The sequence below is a fragment of the Pseudomonas tremae genome (assembly GCF_023278125.1).
Lineage (GTDB): Bacteria > Pseudomonadota > Gammaproteobacteria > Pseudomonadales > Pseudomonadaceae > Aquipseudomonas > Aquipseudomonas tremae.
This window is the reverse complement of sequence record NZ_CP066270.1, coordinates 1,719,176-1,742,357: the sequence shown is the minus strand read 5'-3', so window position 1 is coordinate 1,742,357 and position 23,182 is coordinate 1,719,176. Positions and strand designations below refer to the sequence as shown.

Annotated in this window: 22 protein-coding genes and 1 pseudogene; 5 read left to right on the top strand and 18 right to left on the bottom strand. The window is 59.4% G+C overall.

The genetic code is table 11. From position 1 onward, the window contains the following. Position 1 precedes the first annotated feature (1 nt). The 9 genes from aruF to acs all read right to left on the bottom strand — a co-directional run bounded on the left by aruF (position 2) and on the right by acs (position 10,378). Positions 2–1,033, bottom strand: coding sequence for an arginine/ornithine succinyltransferase subunit alpha (aruF, locus tag I9H09_RS08080; protein ID WP_005889888.1), 1,032 nt, complete (start codon positions 1,031–1,033; stop codon positions 2–4). Between the two features lie 133 nt (positions 1,034–1,166). Then, entirely contained in the window at positions 1,167–2,384 is a 1,218-nt protein-coding gene (locus I9H09_RS08075; RefSeq protein ID WP_024670847.1) for an aspartate aminotransferase family protein, read from the bottom strand. 235 nt (positions 2,385–2,619) lie between these two features. Beyond that, positions 2,620–3,612 (bottom strand): transcriptional regulator ArgR, encoded by a 993-nt coding sequence (gene argR, locus I9H09_RS08070; RefSeq protein WP_005889885.1) that lies wholly within the window; start codon positions 3,610–3,612, stop codon positions 2,620–2,622. 136 nt (positions 3,613–3,748) lie between these two features. Beyond that, positions 3,749–4,513 carry an ABC transporter ATP-binding protein gene (locus I9H09_RS08065; RefSeq protein WP_122346665.1) on the bottom strand — a complete coding sequence of 255 codons (765 nt, stop codon included), beginning with the start codon at positions 4,511–4,513 and terminating at the stop codon, positions 3,749–3,751. A gap of 22 nt (positions 4,514–4,535) precedes the next feature. Further along, complete coding sequence (locus tag I9H09_RS08060; protein ID WP_122311623.1) at positions 4,536–5,648, bottom strand: succinylglutamate desuccinylase/aspartoacylase family protein; 1,113 nt, start codon at positions 5,646–5,648, stop codon at positions 4,536–4,538. Between the two features lies 1 nt (position 5,649). Continuing rightward, the gene (locus I9H09_RS08055; protein WP_005889880.1) at positions 5,650–6,348 is read right to left on the bottom strand and encodes an ABC transporter permease; all 699 of its coding nucleotides are present in this window, start codon (positions 6,346–6,348) and stop codon (positions 5,650–5,652) included. After that, complete coding sequence (locus tag I9H09_RS08050) at positions 6,345–7,034, bottom strand: ABC transporter permease (RefSeq protein WP_005889878.1); 690 nt, start codon at positions 7,032–7,034, stop codon at positions 6,345–6,347. Before I9H09_RS08050 ends, I9H09_RS08055 begins: the two co-directional genes overlap by 4 nt. Positions 7,035–7,121: 87 nt before the next feature. After that, the gene (locus I9H09_RS08045; protein WP_053480535.1) at positions 7,122–7,898 is read right to left on the bottom strand and encodes an ABC transporter substrate-binding protein; all 777 of its coding nucleotides are present in this window, start codon (positions 7,896–7,898) and stop codon (positions 7,122–7,124) included. A 524-nt stretch (positions 7,899–8,422) separates the two neighbouring features. Continuing rightward, the gene (gene acs, locus I9H09_RS08040) at positions 8,423–10,378 is read right to left on the bottom strand and encodes an acetate--CoA ligase (RefSeq protein ID WP_024670843.1); all 1,956 of its coding nucleotides are present in this window, start codon (positions 10,376–10,378) and stop codon (positions 8,423–8,425) included. 343 nt (positions 10,379–10,721) lie between these two features. Between acs and I9H09_RS08035 the strand changes: the two genes are divergently transcribed. Continuing rightward, the gene (locus I9H09_RS08035) at positions 10,722–10,988 is read left to right on the top strand and encodes a DUF2790 domain-containing protein (protein ID WP_024670842.1); all 267 of its coding nucleotides are present in this window, start codon (positions 10,722–10,724) and stop codon (positions 10,986–10,988) included. A 67-nt stretch (positions 10,989–11,055) separates the two neighbouring features. Here I9H09_RS08035 and I9H09_RS08030 read toward each other — a convergent pair whose 3' ends face one another. Then, positions 11,056–12,645, bottom strand: a complete 1,590-nt coding sequence (locus I9H09_RS08030) for a sigma-54-dependent transcriptional regulator (protein ID WP_122323495.1) — start codon at positions 12,643–12,645, stop codon at positions 11,056–11,058. Between the two features lie 259 nt (positions 12,646–12,904). Between I9H09_RS08030 and phhA the strand changes: the two genes are divergently transcribed. The 4 genes from phhA (at position 12,905) to I9H09_RS08010 (ending at position 16,057) form a co-directional block, all read left to right on the top strand. After that, complete coding sequence (phhA, locus tag I9H09_RS08025) at positions 12,905–13,702, top strand: phenylalanine 4-monooxygenase (RefSeq protein WP_024689774.1); 798 nt, start codon at positions 12,905–12,907, stop codon at positions 13,700–13,702. A gap of 34 nt (positions 13,703–13,736) precedes the next feature. Beyond that, entirely contained in the window at positions 13,737–14,093 is a 357-nt protein-coding gene (locus tag I9H09_RS08020; RefSeq protein ID WP_122311621.1) for a 4a-hydroxytetrahydrobiopterin dehydratase, read from the top strand. A 449-nt stretch (positions 14,094–14,542) separates the two neighbouring features. Further along, positions 14,543–14,722: a hypothetical protein gene (locus I9H09_RS08015; RefSeq protein ID WP_024689773.1), complete on the top strand. Its 180-nt coding sequence runs from the start codon at positions 14,543–14,545 to the stop codon at positions 14,720–14,722. A 138-nt stretch (positions 14,723–14,860) separates the two neighbouring features. Beyond that, positions 14,861–16,057: an MFS transporter gene (locus tag I9H09_RS08010; protein WP_122311620.1), complete on the top strand. Its 1,197-nt coding sequence runs from the start codon at positions 14,861–14,863 to the stop codon at positions 16,055–16,057. 48 nt (positions 16,058–16,105) lie between these two features. Here I9H09_RS08010 and arfB read toward each other — a convergent pair whose 3' ends face one another. The 8 genes and pseudogenes from arfB to I9H09_RS07970 form a co-directional block, all read right to left on the bottom strand. Beyond that, positions 16,106–16,519, bottom strand: a complete 414-nt coding sequence (gene arfB, locus I9H09_RS08005) for an alternative ribosome rescue aminoacyl-tRNA hydrolase ArfB (protein ID WP_005889854.1) — start codon at positions 16,517–16,519, stop codon at positions 16,106–16,108. 31 nt (positions 16,520–16,550) lie between these two features. Continuing rightward, positions 16,551–17,956, bottom strand: a pseudogene (locus I9H09_RS08000) (amino acid permease). 273 nt (positions 17,957–18,229) lie between these two features. After that, positions 18,230–19,459 (bottom strand): 23S rRNA pseudouridine(2605) synthase RluB, encoded by a 1,230-nt coding sequence (rluB, locus tag I9H09_RS07995; protein WP_005889850.1) that lies wholly within the window; start codon positions 19,457–19,459, stop codon positions 18,230–18,232. A gap of 184 nt (positions 19,460–19,643) precedes the next feature. Further along, on the bottom strand, positions 19,644–19,835 hold the full coding sequence (locus I9H09_RS07990) for a DUF1289 domain-containing protein (RefSeq protein WP_005889849.1): 192 nt from the start codon (positions 19,833–19,835) through the stop codon (positions 19,644–19,646). A gap of 188 nt (positions 19,836–20,023) precedes the next feature. Continuing rightward, a complete protein-coding gene (gene scpB, locus I9H09_RS07985) occupies positions 20,024–20,815 on the bottom strand; it encodes an SMC-Scp complex subunit ScpB (protein WP_122346656.1) in 792 nt (263 codons plus the stop codon). 15 nt (positions 20,816–20,830) lie between these two features. Further along, positions 20,831–21,649, bottom strand: a complete 819-nt coding sequence (locus I9H09_RS07980; RefSeq protein WP_122346655.1) for a segregation and condensation protein A — start codon at positions 21,647–21,649, stop codon at positions 20,831–20,833. Next, on the bottom strand, positions 21,649–22,278 hold the full coding sequence (locus tag I9H09_RS07975; protein WP_005889846.1) for an L-threonylcarbamoyladenylate synthase: 630 nt from the start codon (positions 22,276–22,278) through the stop codon (positions 21,649–21,651). Before I9H09_RS07975 ends, I9H09_RS07980 begins: the two co-directional genes overlap by 1 nt. A 13-nt stretch (positions 22,279–22,291) precedes the next feature. Beyond that, the gene (locus I9H09_RS07970) at positions 22,292–23,155 is read right to left on the bottom strand and encodes a PHP domain-containing protein (protein ID WP_122346654.1); all 864 of its coding nucleotides are present in this window, start codon (positions 23,153–23,155) and stop codon (positions 22,292–22,294) included. Positions 23,156–23,182: the final 27 nt, after the last annotated feature.

The following is a 23,182-nucleotide window of genomic DNA, read 5'->3' as shown; positions in this document are numbered from 1 at the left end:
CTCAGACCGCCACGATCCGCACACTGGCACCTTCACCGACACCCAGCGCGTCGGCGGCCTGCAGGCTCAGCACCACAGGTCGGCCAGGCGCCCAGTCCAGTTCCAGCAATACCGCGCGGTAATCCTGCAACAGGCCATTGGCAACCAGGTACAGACGACCGCCCTTACCGACGTCGCTGCCTGGCCCGGCCTCGACCTTGACCGGCACCAGACGGCTCTGCGCGATGGAACGGATGCCGGATACCTTGGCATGCAGCGTGGGGCCACCGTCGAAGATGTCGATGTAATGATCGGTTTCAAAGCCTTCGCGCATCAGTATGTCGAAGGTGATCTGTGCCCGCGGATGGACCTGCCCCATCGCTTCCTGCGCAGCATCGGGCAGCAAGGGCACGTAGATTGGGTAATGCGGCATCAGCTCGGCGAGGAAGGTCCGGCTTTTCAGCCCGCACAGACGTTCGGCAGCGGCGTAATTGAGGTCGAAAAAGTTGCGCCCGATCGCATCCCAGAACGGAGAGTCGCCCTGTTCATCGCTGTAACCGACGATTTCGGTGACCACTGAATCGGCAAAGCGCTCGGGATGACTGGCGACAAACAGCAGACGGCCACGCGAGTTGAGCTCCGACCAAGAGGTGCCCACCAATTCGGGGACGACATAGAAGCTGGTCAGCAGGCTGTTGCCGGTCAGGTCGTGGCACTGCGACAGGACGTGAATCTTGTTATGGATCTTCAGTTCGCGCGAAGCATGCACGAAGGTTTCGTTGCGAAAGCTGTAGAACGGTTCGGAATAGCCTGCCGAGGCGACGATACCGGAACAGCCGACGAGCTTGCCGCTCTCGCTGTCTTCCAGCACGAAGAAGTAGGTTTCCTCGCCATTGAAGCTGACTTCGGCGGCAAACGATGCCTCCGACGAGCCTATCTTGTCGGTCAGACGGCCAGCATCGTCGGGCAAGGACGTGACACCGATAGGGCTGTCGGCAGCGAGGCGTTGGACCTCGGCCAGATCAGCCATTTGCGCAGGGCGCATTACCAGCATGGTGCCACTCCTTGTAGATCGACCGGTGTCTGCGACCGGCGCTGATAAATGCGCCATGCAGCGTGATGCTGCACAGCGCAGGAAAATGTCCGGTGCCAGCCCGTCGGGCAAGCACCGGAAGACAGCAGTAGAATCAGGACGTCAGCTTGGCAATGGCGCGTTCGAAGCGGTTCAGGCCCTCTTCGATGTCTGCGTCTTCAATCACCAGGCTCGGGGCGAAACGAATCACGTCGGGACCAGCTTGCAGGATCATCAGGTCTTGGGCCTCGGCCGCATTGAAGATGTCCTTGGCCTTGCCTTTCCAGGCATCAGACAGCACACAACCGATCAACAGGCCCAGACCACGCACCTCGGTGAACACGCCGTACTGTTGGCCGATGCTTTCCAGACGGGTCTTGAATTGCTGATGCTTGCGCTTCACGCCAGCCAGCACTTCAGGTGTGTTGATGACGTCGATTACCGCTTCGCCTACAGCGCACGCCAGCGGGTTGCCGCCATAGGTGGTGCCGTGAACGCCTACCGCAAAGTGCTTCGCCAGCTTTTCAGTGGTCAGCATGGCTGCCAACGGGAAGCCGCCGCCGATGCTTTTGGCGCTGGAAAGGATGTCCGGGGTCACGCCGTAATGCATGTAGGCGAACAGATGACCGCTCCGGCCCATGCCGCTTTGCACTTCGTCGAAGACCAGCAGTGCGTTGTGCTCGTCACACAGTTTGCGCGCGCCTTGCAGGTATTCCAGCTGACCCGGCAAAACGCCGCCTTCGCCCTGAATCGGCTCCAGCACTACAGCGCAGGTCTTGTCAGTCACGGCTGCTTTCAAGGCTTCGAGATCGTTGTAAGGCACATGGCTGATGCCGGTGATCTTCGGCCCGAAACCGTCGGAGTACTTTGGCTGTCCGCCCACGCTCACAGTGAACAGGGTGCGGCCATGAAAACTGTTCACCGCCGCGATGATTTCGTACTTGTCAGGGCCGTGCAGATCATGCGCCACGCGGCGCGCCAGCTTGAAGGCTGCTTCGTTGGCTTCGGCACCCGAGTTGCAAAAGAACACGCGCTCGGCGAAGGTCGCATCCACCAGCTTTTTGGCCAGACGCAGCGTCGGCTCGTTGGTGAACACATTGGACACATGCCAGAGGTTATTGGCCTGCTCGGTCAAGGCACCGACCAGCGCCGGATGGCAGTGGCCCAATACGTTGACGGCGATCCCGCCCGAGAAATCCACCAGTTCGCGTCCCGCCTGATCCCAGACCCGGGAGCCCGCACCGCGCACAGGAATGAACCCGGCCGGGGCGTAGTTGGGGACCATTACCTGGTCGAAATCGGCGCGTTGCACCGCAGCATGCTCAACGGACATCGGAGTCTCCTGATGAGGAACGCCTGCCTGAAACTGGCGAGCGATGGGAAGATTGTAAGGACTGAATTCTGTTCGGCCTTGCCGCCAGGCGACAACTTGTTACAGCGCAAAACCGGGTTTTTTCAAGGTTTTCGGCAATGCGACATATTGCGTCACAAAGACGCAGTTTAAACAGATTGAGCATGAGTGTCTGGACCTGAGCTGTCGGTACAGCACTTCTGCTGCGACAACAGGATCAGCCGCGCTCGGCAGGCACCGGCGAAAGCTCAAACGGGCTGCTGCTGCGGCGCTGATTGCGATCTTCACGCGGCGTGGCGCCAAAGAAATTGCGATAGGCACTGGAGAAGTGCGGCCCCGATGAAAACCCGCAGGAGAGGCCGATCTGAATGATCGACTTGCTGGTCTGCATCAGCATCTGGCGCGCCTTGTTCAGGCGCAGTTCCAGGTAGTACTGGCTGGGCACGCGATTGAGGTATTGCTTGAAGATGCGCTCCAGCTGGCGGCGCGACACGCACACGTGCTGGGCGATTTCATCGGTGGTCAACGGCTCTTCGATATTGGCTTCCATCAACAGCACCGCCTGGGTCAGCTTCGGATGACTGGAGCCCAGACGGTTCTGCAATGGAATGCGCTGCCGCTCGCCACCTTCGCGAATGCGTTCGACCACTAGTTCTTCGGACACCGCCCCAGCCAGTTCGGCGCCATGATCGCGGGACAGCACCGCCAGCAGCAAGTCGAGCACCGACATGCCGCCGCAGGCGGTGAGACGATCGCGGTCCCAGTCGAACAGATGGCTGGTGGCGATGACCTTCGGAAAACGCTCGGCAAAATCATCCTGCCAGCGCCAGTGGACCGCAGCGCGATAGCCGTCCAGCAGACCCAATTGAGCAAGCGGATAAACCCCTGCCGACAGCCCGCCGATCGAACAGCCGGCACGTACCAGTTGCTTGAGTGCGCTGCTCAGCGCCGGCGCCACGGCTGCAGGCGGCTCATCAGCCAGCAGAAACAGCTTGTGCAAACCTTCCAGCTGCCCGGCCCACGGCTCACCCGGCAACTGCCACCCACCAGTGACGGGAGCAGCGTCGGCAGCCTCGGCCTGCAGAAACGACAATTCGTAGACCACTTCAGGATGTACGCGTTGAGCAACGCGCAGGGCTTCCTCGGCAAGCGCCAGGGTCAGGGCTTTGGTGCCAGGCCAGACGAGGAAACCGATTCGATGGGCAGTCATTGGGAGATCCGATACGTATTGCCGCAAAAGCCGGGCCTGTGGAGAAAGGCTCGATCTGGAACATCCAGGTCACGTCGCGCGTCGCGCAGCATGACCTGTTCTGCCATAAAAAGGCACCGCCAGGCGATGCCGATCGTCACTTGAGGCTGCCGGACAGAAACTGTTGCAGGCGCTCGGTCTGCGGATTGGCCAGCACTTCACGCGGGTTGCCGCGCTCCAGTACGACGCCCTGGTGCAGGAAAACCAGTTGATTGGAGACTTCACGGGCAAAGCCCATTTCATGAGTGACCACCACCATGGTCCGGCCTTCCTGAGCCAGGCCCTGCATGACCTTGAGCACATCGCCGACCAGCTCAGGGTCGAGCGCCGAAGTCGGTTCGTCAAACAGCATGACTTCGGGTTCCATCGCCAATGCACGAGCGATCGCCACCCGCTGCTGCTCGCCGCCGGACATGTGTCCAGGGTATGCATCCTTGCGATGGGAAACCCCGACCTTGGCCAGGTAATGCTCGGCTTTTTCCAGCGCTTCCTTTTTCGACACGCCCAGAACGTGAACCGGGGCCTCGATGATGTTCTGCAAAGCCGTCATGTGCGACCACAGGTTGAAATGCTGAAACACCATCGACAGCCGCGAGCGCATGCGCTGCAGTTGCCTGGCATCCGCAGCCTTCAGGCCGCCCTCTTTGTTCGGCACCAGCTTCAACTCTTCGTTGTTGAGCAGGATCTTGCCGGCATGGGGCTGTTCGAGCAGGTTGATGCAGCGCAGGAAGGTACTTTTCCCGGAGCCGCTGGAGCCGATGATGCTGGTCACATCGCCAGCCTTGGCGGTCAGGGAAATACCCTTGATCACTTCGTGACTGCCATAGCGCTTGTGCAGATCCTGCACTTCCAGTTTGTTCATGCTTTCGGTTCCCACAGAACGGTCAATCACTGAGCAGACGTCCATGACGCAGCGCGGTACGCCCCGCCACTTTGGCCAGCCAGAAACCGGGTTGAGCGTAGCGAAGCCGCTCGATGGCGAACAACACCCCGGCAGTATTCGCACAAAGAGTACTGACCTGATCGGACAGAGGGTCGATGACTTCAAAGAGCGGGTCGCCAACTTCGACCCTGTCACCCGCCGCGCGCAGGAACGTCACCACGCCAGGGTGCGGCGCGTAGAGCAGTTCGGTGCCTTCGAACGGCATGCCTTCACAGGCTTCATGGGCGGGCTGCGGCCAGTCGCCGCCAATGAAGCCTTGCTCCGCCAGAAACGCCAGAATGCCTTCAGCATGCGCTTCGGCCTGAGGCTTGCCGGTATCGGCCTGACCGCCCAGCTCAATGGTGGTGGACAGACACGCCAGCGGGATTTGTACTTGCGGGAAAATACGCGAAAGGCGCAGCCACGGCAGCGAACAGGCTTCATCGAACGAGCTGCCGCCGGAGTCCTCGGCCAGCAGCGCCACTTGAATATTCAAGTGCGCCGACAGTGAACGCCATTGCGGCCAGTGCTGCGGCAAGGCGTACATGTGCAGCGCGGCGTCGGCGTCACAGTGCAGGTCGAGCACTACATCGGCAATGCAGGCGTGCTTGAGCAGGATGCGTTGCATGCCCTGCAACTCGGATTGCGCAGCGGGCAGGCCCTCCAGCGCAGTGGTCATCGCCTGACGAATCAACTGGGTGTTGGCGCGCGGGTCATCGCCCAACTGGCCTTCCAGCAACTCGGCGACCGGATCGCTCAGTTCTGTGAAGTCACGGTTGAAATTCTTGCCGCTGCCGAACTCGAAACGGCCTTGGTGCGCGCCTTGCAGCAATTGCCCCAGACCCAGCGGGTTGGCGACCGGCACCAGTTCGACGACACCCTTGAGAAGACCTTGCCGCTCCAGCTCGGTGAGACGCTTTTTCAGCTCCCAGGCGGTGCGCATCCCGGGCAGCTCATCCGCGTGCAGGCTGGCCTGAATATACGCTTTGCGCTCGCCCGTACCGAAGCGGAAGACGCTGAGCGTACGCTCGGTGCCGAGGGTGCTCCACGGCAATACATGATCGATTCTTTGCATTTCAGACCTTCCGTGGGGCGAGGTAGCCCAGCCAGCGGCGCTCGGCAATCTTGAACAGCCGCACCAGAATGAATGTCAGGCACAGATAGAAGACGCCTGCGGTGATGTAAGCCTCGAAAGGCAGGTAGAACTGCGCGTTGACCGTGCGCGCCGCGCCGGTGATGTCGATCAGGGTCACGATGGACGCCAGACTGGTGGTCTGCAGCATCATGATCACCTCGTTGCTGTACTGCGGCAGGGCCCTGCGCAAGGCTGACGGCAGCAAAATGCGACGGTACATTTTGGCCTTGGACATGCCCATCGCTCGCGCGGCCTCGATCTCGCCGGCTGGCGTAGCCTTAAGGCTTCCGGCAATGATCTCGGCGGTATAAGCGCTGGTGTTGATCGCAAACGCCAGGCATGCGCAGAACGTTGCGCTGGACAGCCACGGCCATAGGAAGCTTTCGCGCACCGCGTCGAACTGGGCCAGCCCGTAGTAGATCAGGAACAACTGAACCAGCATCGGTGTGCCACGAATCACGTAGGTGTACAGCCAGGCCGGCAGGTTCACCCACGGGTTTTTCGAGACGCGCATCAAGCCCAGCGGCAACGCTGCAAGCAGCCCGAAGCCGAGAGAGATAGCCAGCAGTTTGAGGGTCGTCAGCAGGCCGTCAAAGTACAGCGGCAGGTTTTCCCAGATCATGTTGTAGTCGAAGATCATAGGTCAGCCGCCTTGACGCCTACCGAGTAGCGTTTTTCCAGATAACGCAGCGCGAGCAGCGAAACACTGGTAATGACTAGGTACATCGCTGCAACCGCCAGAAAGAAGGTGAACGGCTCGCGGGTGGCATCGGCCGCCTGCTTGGCCTTGAACATCATGTCTTGCAGACCGACCACGGAGATCAGCGCGGTGGCCTTGGTCAGCACCAGCCAGTTATTGGTGAAACCGGGTATCGCCAGACGAATCATCTGCGGCACCAGAATGCGGAAAAACACCTTGCCACTGCTCAGGCCATACGCCATACCCGCTTCGGCCTGACCTTTGGGAATCGCCATGAACGCCCCGCGGAAGGTTTCCGAGAGGTAGGCCCCGAAGATGAACCCCAACGTGCAGATACCGGCCAGCAAGGGATCGAGATCGATGTAGTCGTCGAAACCCAGCAGCGGCGCGACGCGATTGAGCAGGTCCTGGCCGCCATAGAAGATCAGCAGGATCAGTACCAGATCGGGAATGCCACGAATGACCGTGCTGTACAGATCGCCCAGCCAGGCGATCCAGCGCACCGGAGAAAGACGCAGTGCCACGCCGATCAGACCGAGAACGATCGCCAGAGCCATCGACGACAGGGCCAGCTGCAACGTCAGCCAGGCGCCTTCGAGGATGACAGCTCCGTAACCTTTCAACATGATGTGAGGTCCTCAAGCGTGGAATGAAAATGGCGCAAAACCAGGCAACCCTGTCTGCGCCATCTTGCTCATCGACTGTGTAACGACTTATTTGCCGTAGATATCGAAGTCGAAGTACTTGTCCTGGATTGCCTTGTACTTGCCATTGGCGCGAATCGCGGCGATGGCAGCGTTGAGGCGGTCGAGGTTGGCCTTGTCACCCTTGCGCACGGCAATGCCGATGCCGTCACCGAAGTATTTCGGGTCAGTGAAAGATGGGCCGGTGAACGCATAGCCCTTGCCGGAATCGGTTTTCAGGAAGCCGTCCTGCAGCAGCGTCGCGTCAGCGATGGTGCCGTCCAGACGACCTGCGCCGATGTCCAGGTAGATTTCGTTCTGCGAACCGTATGGGGTAACGATCACACCTGCCGGGGCCAGGACTTCACGGGCAAAACGCTCGTGGATCGAACCGCGCTGCACGCCGATCTTCTTGCCCTTGAGCTCGGCCAGGCTGTCGCTGACCTGGGTGCCTTCCTTCATCACCAGACGCGCTGGAGAGTTGTAGTACTTGCCGGTGAAATCAACGGATTTCTTGCGGTCGTCGGTGATGGACATTGACGACAGGATCGCGTCGATCTTGCGTACTTTCAGTGCCGGGATAAGGCCGTCGAATTCCTGCTCGACCCATGTGCACTTGACCTTCATTTCTTCGCACAGCGCGTTGCCGATGTCGTAGTCGAAACCGACGATGCTGCCATCCGGCGCCTTGGAAGCGAACGGAGGATAAGCTGCTTCGATACCGATTTTCAGCGGTTTTTCGTCAGCGAAGATCGGCTGGGCGAGGACGGACAGCGCCATCGCGCCAATAAGCATGAGCTTTTTCATTTCCAGGACTCCATCGGTAAAGCACGACAAGTGGCAAAGTGAGCAAACGCCCAATGTGCGAAAGGACAATCTCGGGGAGAGCGACGTCAAGCGCGTGACACCGCTTTGGCGGCTCACAGACCTTTGGCGAACGAGGGGCATTTTAACGACAGGCTCGAAGTCGATATTTCTTCAATGCGACAACTAGTTACAGAAGCACATGAAAAGCCCCTCTACGCTATTGACGGAGCAGTTTTCTACTGATCCAGCAGAGCAGGTTCAACCTGTCAACGCAGCAAAAAGCGCGCCCATTATTGGCAAAGCCTTTGAATCCGGCAAGCCCAGCGTTCCACATGCTGAATTTAAAGCCCTTGTACGTCGTTCTTTCCTACAAACACGCCGGAGACTGTCCTATAACGAAGCGCCCCCCACAAACGCCGTGTAAACCCATAACAACCCGATATATATCCCGTTTGCGCTTCAAGGCGCAGAAACACAAGCGCCCCGCCCGGCTTTCACCGGACGGGGCGCTCTACACTTAACGATCAGGCTGCGTTCATGGTCTTGTGCGTATCGATCAGGTGCTGCACGACGCCTGGATCAGCCAGGGTAGAGATGTCGCCCAACGCATCGTATTCGGCGGTAGCGATCTTGCGCAGGATACGGCGCATGATCTTGCCCGAGCGGGTCTTCGGCAGGCCGGGCGCCCACTGAATGAAGTCCGGCGAGGCAATCGGACCGATTTCCTTGCGCACCCAGTTGCGCAATTCGGTGCGCAGCGCATCGCTGGGTTCTTCGCCGGCGTTGAGGGTGACATAGACGTAGATGCCCTGCCCTTTCAGATCATGCGGCACGCCAACCACTGCCGCTTCGGCGACTTTGGGATGCGCAACCATCGCGCTTTCGATCTCGGCCGTACCCATGCGGTGCCCGGAAACGTTGAGCACATCGTCCACGCGTCCGGTGATCCAGAAATAACCATCCTCGTCACGACGCGCGCCGTCACCGGTGAAGTACATACCCCGGAACGTCTTGAAGTAGGTGTCGACGAAACGGTCGTGGTCGCCATACAGCGTGCGCGACTGACCCGGCCAGGAGTCGAGAATCACCAGGTTGCCCTCGGCAGCGCCTTCGATCAGGTTGCCCAGGTTATCTACCAGCGCAGGGATCACGCCAAAGAACGGCCGAGTGGCAGAGCCTGGCTTCAAGGCCGTTGCGCCCGGCAATGGGCTGATCAAAATGCCGCCGGTCTCGGTCTGCCACCAAGTGTCGACAATCGGGCAATTCTGCTTGCCGACGGTGTTGTAATACCAGCCCCAGGCCTCCGGATTGATCGGCTCGCCGACCGAACCCAGCAGGCGCAGACTGGACCCGTCGGCGCCTTCGACCGACTTGGTACCTTCAGCCATCATGGCGCGAATCGCAGTCGGGGCAGTGTAGAGAATATTGACCTTGTGTTTGTCGATGATCTTCGACACACGGGTGATGTCCGGATAGTTCGGCACGCCTTCAAACAGCAAGGTGGTCGCGCCATTGGCCAACGGGCCATACACGATGTAACTGTGCCCGGTGACCCAGCCGACGTCCGCAGTGCACCAGTAGACTTCTCCCGGCTTGTAATCGAACACGCGCTCGTGGGTCAGCGCTGCGTAAAGCAGGTAGCCCGCCGTGGTGTGCAACACTCCTTTGGGTTTGCCGGTCGAGCCGGAGGTGTAAAGGATGAACAGCGATTCCTCGGCACCCATCTCTTTGGGCGCGCAGGTGCTGGAGGCCACTTCGAGCAGGGCGTGATACCAGATGTCCCGATGACGGTTCCACTCGATTTCACCGCCGGTGCGCTTGCAGACAATGACCTTCTGCACGCTGCTTGTTTCCGGGTTGGTCAGCGCGCGGTCGACGTTGGCCTTGAGCGCGGTCTTCTTGCCACCCCGCAGGCCTTCGTCTGCGGTAATGACGACCTTGGAGCTGCAATCGATGATGCGGCCGGCCAGCGCTTCGGGTGAGAAACCGCCGAACACGACCGAGTGAATGGCACCGATCCGGGCGCACGCCAGCATGGCGACCACAGCCTCGGGGATCATTGGCATGTAAATGGTGACGACATCGCCACGGTGCACGTCCTGACCACGCAGGGCGTTGGCGAACTTGCAGACTTCTTCGTGCAATTCGCGGTAGGTGATTTCACGATGTTCCGAGGGGTCATCACCTTCCCAGATGATTGCGATGCTGTCGCCGCGCTCTGCCAAGTGGCGGTCCAGACAGTTGTAGGCAACGTTCAAGGTGCCATCGGCGAACCATTTGATGTCGACACGGTGATCGTCGAATGAGGTCTGTTTGACCACGGTGAACGGTTTGATCCAGTCGAGCCGCTGCGCCTGTTCACGCCAGAAACCATCCGGGTTGACCACCGACTGCTGGTACATGGCCTTGTAGGTCGCTTCATCCGTCAGCGTAGTCGCTGCGACTTCTGGGCGGACGGGGTACAGGGAAGCTGCACTCATCTTGGTTACCTCGGTGGATAGTTGTTGTTTTATGCACCCGTTGTATCCCGCTACACCCCGAGGAGCCATTCGACGTTGGTATTACCGGCGGGGCCGTGGTTTCAGCGGCAGGTGCGATTGCCGGAAGCGTCATCCGGATTATTACCGTTTTGATGAAAGCGCTTATCCAAAGCCTTTATATATGTGGTTTCGCATCAGGCATAGAATTCATCCCGCCAGCAAGGCAAACATCAGCTGCCCCCACGCAGCGTTGTTCCTGATCAAAAAACGCATCACTCACAGCCCGCACATGACGCCAAAAACGTGATGCGGCGGCGCTCACCCTCAAAAAGGTAAAAACGCAATGAAAGCTTCACTAATGGTATTGGCGCTGTGCAGCATCAGCAGCTTGGCCATGGCAGAAGAATCGCAGGCCAAGGTGGCTGCTCAACAAGCCCGTGTCGAACAATATACCTACGGCACTCACCTGGATATCGCCAAGGTCATCTCGATCAGTCAGACCCCCAACGTCTGCGAAGTGGTACCGGCGCGCATGGTCTATGAAGACTCACAAGGTACGCGGCATGTCATGGGCTATCAGGTGATGGGTAACGGTTGCAGCAACGGTTGATCTTGCGTACCGCTGTGACAATCGCACGGCGCCTCGCAGAAACCTGTGGCGAGGCGCGTGTCGTACCTTACAGATCCGGCGCGTACAGGTCTTTTTCCTTGCCTGCTTGCTTGCCTATCTGGTGGTCGCGCAACTTGTTGGCGATGGTTGTGTGTGACACACCCAGGCGTTTGGCCAACTGACGACTGCTGGGGTGCTGTGCGTATAACTGCTCCAGTACCGAGCGCTCGAAACGTCCGATAATTGCCTCTAGGCCGCCCTCAAGTGCGCCCTCGGCCAGACCCTGCCCTCCGGCGTAATCCGGCAGACGAATATGCTCGGCCTGCACATGGTTGCCCTCGCACAGCGATACCGCTTGAAACAATACGTTTTCCAGTTGCCGGACGTTGCCCGGCCAATGGTAGTTGCTCAGACGCTTGATAGCCGCAGGCGATATGCCAGGCAGCGGGCAGCCGATCTGGCGGCTGGCGTGATCAAGAAAATGCTCCAACAGTGGCTTGAGCCCGTCCAGACAGTCGCGTAGCGGCGGAATGTGCAACGACAACACGTTCAGGCGGTGATACAGATCCTGCCGAAACAGCCCGGCGGCGCAGAGTGCTGACAGATCGACCTGGGTCGAACACATGACTCGCACATCGAGAAACATGTCTTCATCACTACCGACACGACGAAAGCTACCGTCCTGAATAAAGCGCAACAACTTGGCCTGCATGCGCGCGCTCAGCTCACCGACACCATCCAGAAACAGCGTTCCGCCTGCCGTCAGTTCCAGCAGCCCGAGCCGGCCTTCGGCCCGTGCGCCCTCAAATGCACCGGGGTCGTAACCGAACAGTTCGATTTCAGCCATCGACTCTGACAAACCGGCACAGTTGAGCGCCATCAACGGCGACTGGCCGCGCGGGCTGGCAAGGTGACAGGCGCGGGCCAGCAGTTCCTTGCCAGTGCCGGTCTCGCCTTCGATCAACAACGGGGCGTCAAGGGGCGCCATGCGCCTTGCTTCGCGAACGACTGCAGCCATGATCCGCGAGCTCTGAAAGATGCTGTCGAACCCTCTCAACTCCTGCTTGCGCACATGATAAATGCGCTCGCCGACCCGATCGGCGCGATGCAATGTCAGCACCGCGCCAGCCATGGCCTCGCTGTCATCGTGTTCCGATTGCAACGGCGCGATATCTGCCAGGAATACATCGCCGCGCACTTTGACCCGCAAACCATTGATACGCGACTGGCTGGCCCGCACCAGCTCAGGCAGGTCGAAATCCTCGGCATAGCGCGACAACGGGATGCCCGGCACTTCATCGACACGCACGCCCAGCAACTGGGCGGCGGCGCGATTGGCGGCGACAATGGCGCCAGACATGTCAATGGACAGCACCGGGAACTCCAGCGCGCCCAGCAACGCATTCAGCTCCATGTGCCGCCGCTCGCTGGGCATCAACCCGACACGCTTGACGCCGAACACACCGGTGATCGCCTCGAACTTCGGGCGCAGCGCCTGGAACTGCAGGTTGATCAGGTTCGGGCAGTGCAAATAGATCGCGTCACCATGCTCGCCGCCGACCTCGCCACGCGCCACGTTCACGCCATAGGCAACCAGCAAATCGAGAATATCGCGAAGAATGCCGATGCGGTTCTGGCAATGCACCTTGATGCGCATGAGTGATGTGTTCCTGTCAGCGTCGATATTTTTATCGGAAGGCGAACTTGCTCGTAAATAATACGTTACAGCCAGAGAGTAATACGACCAGCAAGAACTGCAATCTATGACGCAACCGCGTCTTTCGTAAAGTTTTCGTTACGAAGTGACTGGCAACCCGATCAGATTGCACGCGCCAAGTCGCTGACTTCCCTTCGCAGCTGGAGTATTCCTGCAATCAGAGACTTCACAATAACAACAGCCTTTCAAGGGGATCAGCATGACCCAGACGCACTACGTTGCCCGCGAACCGGATGCTTCGGGCTTCATCGAGTATCCGGCATCCGAACATGCGGTCTGGAACACCCTGATTACCCGACAACTGAAGATCATAGAAGGCCGCGCTTGCCAGGAATATCTGGACGGTATCGAGCAGTTGGGCCTTCCTGACGACCGTATCCCGCAGCTTGGCGAGATCAACAAGGTGCTCGGTGAGACCACTGGCTGGCAGGTTGAACGTGTGCCTGCGCTGATCCCCTTCCAGACCTTTTTCGAATTGCTGGCCAGCAAGCGTTTTCCGGTAGCGACGTTTATTCGCAGCGAAGAAGAACTGGACTACCTGCAGGAGCCAGACATCTTTCACGAGATATTCGGCCACTGCCCGCTGCTGACTAACCCGTGGTTTGCCGAATTTACCCACACTTACGGCAAACTGGGCCTGAGTGCCAGCAAGGAACAACGCGTGTACCTGGCGAGGCTGTACTGGATGACCATCGAGTTTGGCCTGGTCGATACGCCGCAAGGCCGGCGCATCTATGGCGGAGGAATTCTCTCCTCTCCGAAGGAAGCGGTTTACAGCGTGTCGTCGGCCCCGGAGCATCAGCCTTTCGACGCACTTGAAGCGATGCGCACCCCCTATCGGATTGATATTCTGCAGCCACTGTACTTTGTCTTGCCGAACCTCAAACGTCTGTTCGATCTGGCTCAGGAAGACATCATGGCGCTGGTCGCGCAAGGTATGCAGCTAGGCTTGCACGCCCCAAAATTCCCGCCTAAACCCAAAAGCAACGCTGCCTGACTTGCAGCCAGACCTTTGAAAAGGAAACCTGCTTATGACCACCCTGAATCAAGCCCACTGCGAAGCCTGCCACGCCGACGCTCCGCAGGTCAGCGAAGCCGAATTGCCGGAATTGCTCAGGCAGATCCCTGACTGGAATATCGAAGTTCGCGACAGCGTGATGCAGCTTGAAAAGGTCTTCCTGTTCAAGAATTTCAAATTCGCATTGGCATTCACCAACGCTGTCGGTGAGATCGCCGAGGCTGAAGGCCATCATCCTGGATTGTTGACGGAGTGGGGCAAAGTCACCGTGACCTGGTGGAGCCACTCGATCAAAGGGCTGCACCGCAACGATTTCATCATGGCAGCGCGCACCGACGAAGTCGCTGAAAGTGCGCAAGGTCGCAAATAAAAATCGAGCGATAGATCTGGCGTAGCCAATAGCGCTGCGCCCCGTAAAACGGCGCAGTACGACGCTTGCGAGGCAGAAACCGGGACAGTAAAAAAGCGATTTTGTTTCGCAGAGCGGCCAATGAGGGTAAAAAAATATCCTGATTGTCATTTTCAGTGGGTTATCCTGCGCATGCTTTTTTAAAGCACGGTTCTATCTGCAACCCCTTGCGAGGAGCGATGACAATGCATGAAATCCCGAACTTCCCACCAGGCCAACAGGAACCACAGCAGTCGACTCTTGCTCAACAAGAGCTTGGTCAACCTGCAGCGATGAAAGCAGCACCCTCGGCTCAAGACAGCCAGAAAGCCGGAAGCAAAGACTGAAGGCGATTGTTTTCAGGCGTATCGAAAAAGGTTTTGCCGATTTTCAATACGCCTGAAAAACCAGCAACAGGCAGACACCGATTCATGAATGATTTCACTGAAACCCAAGCCAGCGCATTGATCGGCACCGCCGAGAAGATGGTCGAGGTATGGTCCAGGCTCAGCCCAGAAAAACAGAGCGCCCTGCTCGCCCGCTTCGGCACCCAGGAAAACGCGTTGGCCGCCCTTGTGACCACGCAACTCGTCGCACCAGCGAACAAATAACCCTTCTTTTGCCGTTTATTTAAAACTGTTGCACCTGCACTACCCGATGCGTCGGTATGATGAGCACTTTGAGAGCTTGCTAAGGGTTTTCCCCTGCCCGCTCGAACGTCACGCCCGCACAGAATGAAAGCCTGCCCCATGCCCGACACACAGCAAACCCCGCAAAGCCCGATGGCCGTCACCCTGACTGTTGTCTCCATAGTGATGTTCACCTTCATCGGCTACCTGAACATCGGCATCCCCCTTGCCGTCCTGCCTGGCTATGTCCACAGCGATCTGGGCTTCGGGGCGGTGATCGCAGGGCTGGTCATCAGCGTGCAGTACCTGGCAACCTTGGTCAGCCGGCCCTGGTCGAGTCGCATCGTGGATAATCTGGGCAGCAAGAAAGCGGTGCAGATAGGCCTGACGGGTTGTGGCTTGAGCGGCGTGTTCATGCTGGTGCCAGTCTGGCTGGACGACTGGCCGATGACGAGCCTGGTGATTCTGCTGATTGGCCGGGTAATCCTCGGTAGCGCGGAAAGCCTGGTGGGCTCCGGCTCGATTGGCTGGGGTATCGGCCGGGTCGGCGCGCAGAACACTGCCAAGGTGATTTCCTGGAACGGTATCGCCAGCTATGGCGCACTGGCCGTTGGCGCGCCACTGGGTGTGTGGATGGTCGACTCGCTCGGGCTGTGGACAGTCGGCGTGAGCATCATTCTGCTGTGCTCGCTGGGGCTTTACCTGACCTGGCACAAGCAGGCCGCGCCGATCGTGCAAGGCGAACGACTGCCGTTCATGCATGTACTGGGACGGGTGTTCCCGCACGGCATGGGCCTTGCGCTGGGCGGCATTGGCTTCGGCACCATCGCAACGTTCATTACCTTGTATTACGCCAGCAACCATTGGCCGAATGCAGCACTGTGCCTGACAGTGTTCGGCGGCAGCTTCATCGCGGCACGCTTGCTGTTTGGCAGCCTGATCAACCGTCTGGGCGGCTTTCGGGTGGCCATCGTTTGCCTGTCAGTGGAAAGCCTGGGGTTGTTGCTGCTGTGGATAGCGCCAACGCCGGAGCTGGCGCTGGCAGGCGCAGCGCTGACCGGCTTCGGCTTCTCGCTGGTGTTCCCGGCGCTGGGCGTGGAGGCGGTCAATCTGGTTCCGGCCTCAAGCCGGGGTGCCGCAGTGGGCGCGTACTCGCTGTTCATCGACCTGTCACTGGGCATCACCGGCCCTCTGGCAGGCGCAATTGCTGCCGGGTTCGGCTTCGTTTCGATCTTTCTGTTCGCGGCGCTGGCATCACTCGCCGGGCTGGGGTTGAGCGTTTACATGTACAAGCAGGCTCAGGCGTTGCACCAGTAATGATCTCAACTATCGTGCGACGCTCTGCGTCCGGTATTGAAGGGCCACTCAGAAATCCACTTTCCCGCGCCCTGCCTTGATCGAGCCGCGCTTGCTCTTGGACTCGAGCCTGCGGGTCTTGGAGCCCAGAGTCGGTCGGGTCGGGCGGCGTTTCTTTTCGACCTTGGCGGCGTTTACGATCAGCTCGCTCAAGCGCAGCAACGCGTCGGCACGGTTCTGCTCTTGCGTTCGGTACTGCTGGGCCTTGATCACGATCACCCCGTCACTGGTGATCCGACTGTCGCTCAGCGCCAGCAACCGCTCCTTGTAGAACGGCGGCAGCGATGAAGCGTTGATGTCGAAACGCAAGTGCATGGCGCTGGAGACCTTGTTGACGTTCTGCCCACCCGCACCCTGGGCACGAATGGCAGTCAGCTCGATCTCGGCGTCCGGCAGATGGACATTGTTGGAAATCACCAGCATCAAGGCATCTTCTTTTCTGTAACAGACACGTTTACTTGCCAACCCCGGCATTCAGCATAACGCTACGCCTGTTTTTGGCCCGATAACATACCCACATAACCGCCAGCCACACCGGGATTGCGTAAACCGAGATCTGAATGCCGGGGATCATCAGCATGATGCCGAGAATAAACACCACAAAAGCCAGGCACACGTAATTGCCATAGGGATACCACAGCGCCTTGAACAGCGGCACTTGCCCTGTGCGATTCATGTGCTGGCGGAATTTCAGGTGCGAGTAGCTAATCATCGCCCAGTTGATCACCAACGTGGCCACCACCAGCGACATCAACAGCTCCAGCGCCTGATGCGGCACGAAGTAATTGAGCAGCACCGCCACCAGGGTCACGGCCGCAGAGGCAAAGATTGCCTTGACCGGCACGCCGCGTCTGTCGACCTGGGCCAGCGCTTTAGGCGCATCGCCCTGCTCGGCCATCCCCACCAGCATGCGGCTGTTGCAATAGGTGCCGCTGTTGTAGACCGACAGCGCAGCGGTCAGCACCACAAAGTTGAGGATGTGTGCAGCCGTGTCGCTGCCCAGCATCGAGAACACTTGCACAAACGGGCTGCCGCTGTACGAATCACCCGAGGCATTGAGGCTGGCCAGCAGGCTGTCCCACGGCGTCAGCGACAACAGCACCACCAGCGCACCGATGTAGAAAATCAGGATGCGATAGATGACCTGATTGATCGCCTTGGGGATGACGGTTTTCGGCTGTTCGGCCTCGGCAGCGGTGAAACCGAGCATTTCGAGGCCGCCGAACGAGAACATGATGATCGCCAGCGCCATGACCAGCCCGCTAACGCCATTGGGGAAGAACCCGCCGTGCTCCCAAAGGTTGCTGACCGATGCCTGCGGGCCACCGCTGCCGCTAACCAGCATGTAGCTACCCAGCGCGATCATGCCGATGATTGCCACCACCTTGATGATCGCGAACCAGAACTCGGTCTCGCCAAAGACCTTGACGTTGGTCAGGTTGATGGCATTGATCAAAACAAAAAAGGCCGCCGCCGACACCCAGCTTGGTATATCGGGCAACCAGTAATGAATGTATTTGCCGACCGCGGTCAGCTCCGACATACCCACCAGGATGTAAAGCAGCCAGCAGTTCCAGCCCGACAGAAAGCCGGCAAAACCGCCCCAGTAGTTGTGTGCAAAATGGCTGAACGACCCTGCCACCGGCTCCTCGACAATCATCTCGCCCAGCTGGCGCATGATCATGAAGGCGATGAAACCACAAATGGCATAGCCGAGAATCATCGAGGGGCCAGCAGATTTCAATACACCCGCCGAACCGAGAAACAGGCCGGTGCCGATGGCGCCGCCTAGCGCGATCAACTGGATATGCCGATTCTTCAGGCCACGTTTCAACTCGCCTGACGGTGCGGATGTTTCACTCATTCAATAGCCACCTGGTGTTCTTGTTCTGCGACGGAAAAGGACCTGCCGCGCTCGTGACACAGCAGAACTGCAGTACCCGGAGCGAGAGCCCGGCGTATTGAACAGCAATGGTTCACAGAAAAAGGCGCAGCATTGTACACCTGCATCCCGGCTGAAGTTCAAAACGGGGGAACGGATGTGCATCGGCTGTGTGACAGCGCTTTTCAACGCGCCAGAAACAACAACGCCAGCCCTAAGGACTGGCGTTGCCGCTCATTTACACCGCGCGATCACTCGGGCTTGCGACGACCGAAGCCAGGACGCTGACCCGAACCTGCCGGTGGGCCACGACGTTTGCCGGACGGCGCGTCATCGTTGACCAGCTTGATGCCGACACGCTTTGGGCCGGGCTTGGCAGGACGTTTGTTCATCTCGCTTGGACGCTCGGCGACCGGCGTGCCACGGCTGTTGTCGGCCGGACGCGGTGCGCGGGAACCGGGCTTGCCGGAATCCTTGCGCGGTGACGGACGCTGAGTCGAATCGCCGCCACGCGGACGATCACGCTCGCTGCCGGTGATCTGCGGCTGACGCGGGGCGCGGTCGCTGTTCGCCGGAGCGCCAGCGGCAGGACGCAGCGTACGGACAACGCGCTCGCCCTTGCCCAACGGACGGGACGATTGACGCTGCAGACGCTCCATCTTGTCCTTGGTCTTGGCATTCATCTGAGGCTGGGCCACAGGCTGAAGGCCGACTTCGGCAGCCAGAATGTCGACTTCGTACTGACTCATTTCACGCCAGCGGCCCATCGGCAGGTCGGAGTTGAGGAACACCGGCCCGTAACGCACGCGCTTCAGACGGCTGACCACCAGCCCCTGGGATTCCCAGAGCCGACGCACTTCGCGGTTGCGGCCTTCCATCACCACGCAGTGGTACCAGTGGTTGAAGCCTTCGCCGCCCGGAGCCTGCTGGATATCGGTGAAACGCGCAGGACCGTCTTCGAGGATCACGCCGTTCTTGAGGCGCAGCAGCATGTCGTCATCGACCTCGCCACGCACACGAACTGCGTATTCGCGGTCCATTTCGAACGAGGGGTGCATCAAACGGTTGGCGAGTTCGCCGTCGGTGGTGAACATCAGCAAGCCGGTGGTGTTGATGTCGAGACGACCGATGTTGATCCAGCGGCCTTCTTTAGGGCGCGGCAGACGATCAAACACGGTCGGACGGCCTTCAGGGTCGTCACGGGTGCAGATTTCGCCATCGGGTTTGTTGTACATGATTACGCGACGGACTGTTTCAGCCGCTTCTTCGCGCTTGATGACGCGACCATCGACACTGATGGCGTCATGCAGGTCGACGCGTTGACCGAGGGTCGCGTCCTTGCCGTTGACCTTGATACGGCCTTGGGTAATCCAGGCTTCTACGTCACGGCGTGAACCCACGCCAATGCGCGCCAGAACCTTCTGCAGCTTTTCGCCTGCGGGTCCGATTTCCTGGCTGTCCTGCTTGTCTTTTTCACTCATCTGGGCACCTCCCGGTGTGTCGAATCAGGGCTGGCCGAGAACCGGCAAGACCTGTGCCCTGCGCGCTGTAGGAAGCGGCAAGGCGAAATACTTGAAAGCCCGGGCGATTGCTTATCGCCGAGGGTCGGCCATCATACGCCCCTGAGCATTTTTACGCATCAAGCGCCAGAGACAAATGCCGGTATCACTTCTTCTTTTTGCGACCGGCGGTCTTGAGCTTCGCCAGCCGTTTGGCGGACTCCTCGAGCACGCTGCGCTTGTCGTCTTTTTCCAGCTTCTTCCAGGCCTTGATCTCCCGCTTGCTGCGGCCACACCCAAGGCAAATGTCATCATCGAATTTGCACAGGCTGATGCAGGGGTTCTTGGTCGAACTCATGGGGCAGCGAATCTCATGGCTGGGGATATCAGATGTGACCGTGGCGTGGCAGAGGAATTCGACCGGAAGCTCGCAGGGCATCGGCACGACAGTCAGAGAATATCGTTTCGCACGCTCCTGCTCTACATTGCAAAGAGGGACGCGGAACGTCCAGAAAGGCGCTACCACGCGGAGTGTGGGAGCGAGAATCAGGCCTCGTCTTCTTTATCCTTGCCCTTATTCTCAACCTCAGCCTCAGCCTCAGCCTCTGGCTCCGCTCGCAACAGGTCATCGAAGTCGATCTTGAGTCCCTGTTCCATCGAATCGAGCTCCACCAGCAGGCTACGGAAGCTGGTTTCGTCGCGTGGGGCCTCAGGCTCTTCGTCCGGGTCGAGACTGGCATCGGCCAGCGCCTGCAAATGGGCGGGCACGGGGGCCTCCTCGAAGTCCATGACCGGTTCCGTCTCCATTTCGCGCAGGTCGGCCAGCGGCGGCAGTTCATCCAGGCTTTTGAGGTTGAAGTGATCGAGAAAGCCCTTGGTGGTAGCGAACATCGCCGGTTTGCCCGGCACGTCGCGGTAGCCCACGACGCGAATCCATTCGCGCTCCAGCAGTGTCTTGACGATGTGGCTGTTGACCGCCACACCACGCACGTCTTCGATCTCGCCACGGGTAATCGGCTGGCGATAGGCAATCAAAGCCAGAGTTTCCAGCATGGCCCGGGAGTAACGCTGCGGTCGTTCTTCCCACAACCGTCCGACCCACGGCGAAAAGCGGTCCCGAATCTGCAATCGGTAGCCCGAGGCCACTTCCTTGAGCTCAAAAGCGCGCCCCTCGCAGGACTTGCGCAGCACCTCCAGCGCTTTCTTGAACACCGGAGGCTCGGGCCGCTCGCCTTCTTCGAATAGCTCATACAGCCGTTCAAGCGTCTGCGGTTTTCCGGAGGCCAGCAGAAATGCTTCAAGCAAAGGGGCCAGTTCGCGAGGTTCGTTGAGGTTCATGGGTGTGTTCTTGCTCTACTCGGCTCGCGCCCGGACATGGATCGCCGCAAAGGGCTCGTTTTGGACCAGTTCGACAAGGGACTCCTTGACCAGCTCAAGCACGGCCATGAATGTCACAACCACCCCCAGACGTCCTTCTTCAGCAGTGAACAGCTCGGCAAACGGCACGAAACCGCCGCCCTTGAGCCGCTCCAGCACATCGCTCATGCGTTCGCGGGTGGACAGGGCCTCGCGGCTGACCTGATGACTCTCGAACATGTCACCGCGATGCAGCACTTCGGCCATGGACATCAGCACTTCCTCAAGGCTGACATCCGGCAACAGCTTGCGGGCGCGGGCTTCAGGGGCGTCGAGTTTCGGCACGATCACATCGCGACCGACTCGCTTCAGGCCGTCGATGCCTTCAGCGGCGGCCTTGAAACGCTCGTATTCCTGCAGGCGCCGAATCAGTTCGGCACGTGGGTCGCCCTCTTCCTCTTCTATTTCCGCCGAGCGCGGCAACAGCATGCGCGACTTTATCTCGGCCAGCATGGCCGCCATGACCAGGTATTCCGCCGCCAACTCCAGACGCACGGTTTTCATCAACTCGACATAACCCATGTATTGCTTGGTGATTTCGGCCACCGGGATGTCGAGGATGTCGATGTTCTGTTTGCGGATCAGGTACAGCAGCAGGTCGAGCGGTCCTTCGAACGCTTCGAGAAAAACCTTGAGCGCATCCGGCGGAATGTACAGGTCCAGCGGCATCTGCGTGACTGCCCGTCCGTAGACCAGCGCGAACGGCAGCTCCTGCTGGGCATCAGACTGGCTGTCTGCGGCCTCGACGACCGTCATTAAGCGCGTTCACCGAACGGCGCCGGATCACCACAACCGACCCGAACGATCTGCGGCTCGCCCTCGGACAGATTGACGACTGTGGACGCGGAGATGCCACCGATACCGCCGTCGATGATCAGGTCAACGTGATGCTCGAGCACCTGGCGCATCTCGTACGGGTCGCTCAAGGGCACCGTGTCACCGGGCATGATCAGGCTGACGCTCATCAGCGGCTCGCCCAGTTGCTCCAGCAATGCCTGGGCGATGGGGTGGCTGGGTACGCGCAGGCCGATGGTGCGGCGCTTGGGGTGCAGCACCAGGCGCGGCACTTCACGAGTGGCGTTGAGAATGAAGGTATACGGCCCTGGCGTATGCGCCTTGAGCGCGCGAAAGGCACCGGTGTCGACCTTGGCAAACAGCCCCAGTTGCGACAGGTCGCAGCACATCAGGGTGAAATTGTGCTTGTCGTCCAGTTGGCGCAGACGGCGAATACGCTCGATGGCGCTCTTGTCGCCAATCTGGCAACCCAGCGCGTAGGACGAATCTGTCGGGTACACCACCAGCCCGCCGGCTTTTATGATTTCCGCGGCCTGTTTGATCAGGCGCGGCTGCGGGTTTTCCGGATGGACCTGGAAAAATTGACTCACGGTAACTTCCTGTTCAGACGGCGGCAGTAGGCTGTTCATGTTTGAATCTGCACCATAAAGGCGGTAGATCCTCCGGCACCGGACGATAGGTGCCGATCTCGCCCCAGGCACCGGGACCGTGGAAATCGCTGCCGGCAGACACCAGCAGACCGAACTCACGGGCGAGGATGGCCAGGGTTCCGACCTGATCGGCAGGCTGCATGCCATTGACCACTTCTATGGCATGCCCACCGGCCTGGACGAAATCGCCGACCAGTTTACGCCGTTTACTGCGGGTAAAGTCATAATGCGAAGGATGCGCGAGGCTGACCCAGGCGCCAGAGGCGCGCAACGTCGCCACCGTTTCTTCCAGCGTCGGCCAATGCTGCTTGACGTCGCCCAGTTTGCCCGCACCCAGCCATTTGCGAAATGCTTCGGCACGATCCTTGACGTAACCACCGCGCACCAGAAAGTCGGCAAAGTGCGGACGCGCCGGTGCATTGCCGCTGTCGCCGAGCTCTTGCTGGATCGCCCGCGCGCCTTCCAGCGCTCCAGGCATACCTTTGATCGCCAATTTACGGCTGATTTCTTCGGCACGCAGCCAGCGTCCGTCATGCAAACGGGCGATGGCGTCGGTCAACGCAGGGGCCTGAGTATCGAACCCGTAACCCAGCACATGAATAGTCGCGCCGCCCCAGACACAAGACAGTTCCACCCCATTGACCAGTTGCATACCCAATGAAAGCGCCGCCTCACGGGCTTCTTCAAGCCCTTCGAGCGTGTCGTGGTCAGTCAGAGAAAGGACGCGCACGCCGTTTTCATGGGCACGGGCAACCAGCGCCGTGGGCGAGAGCGCCCCGTCGGAAGCGGTGCTGTGGCAATGCAGGTCAACATTCATAGTGGTGCTTTCGTGTTCATTGATGTT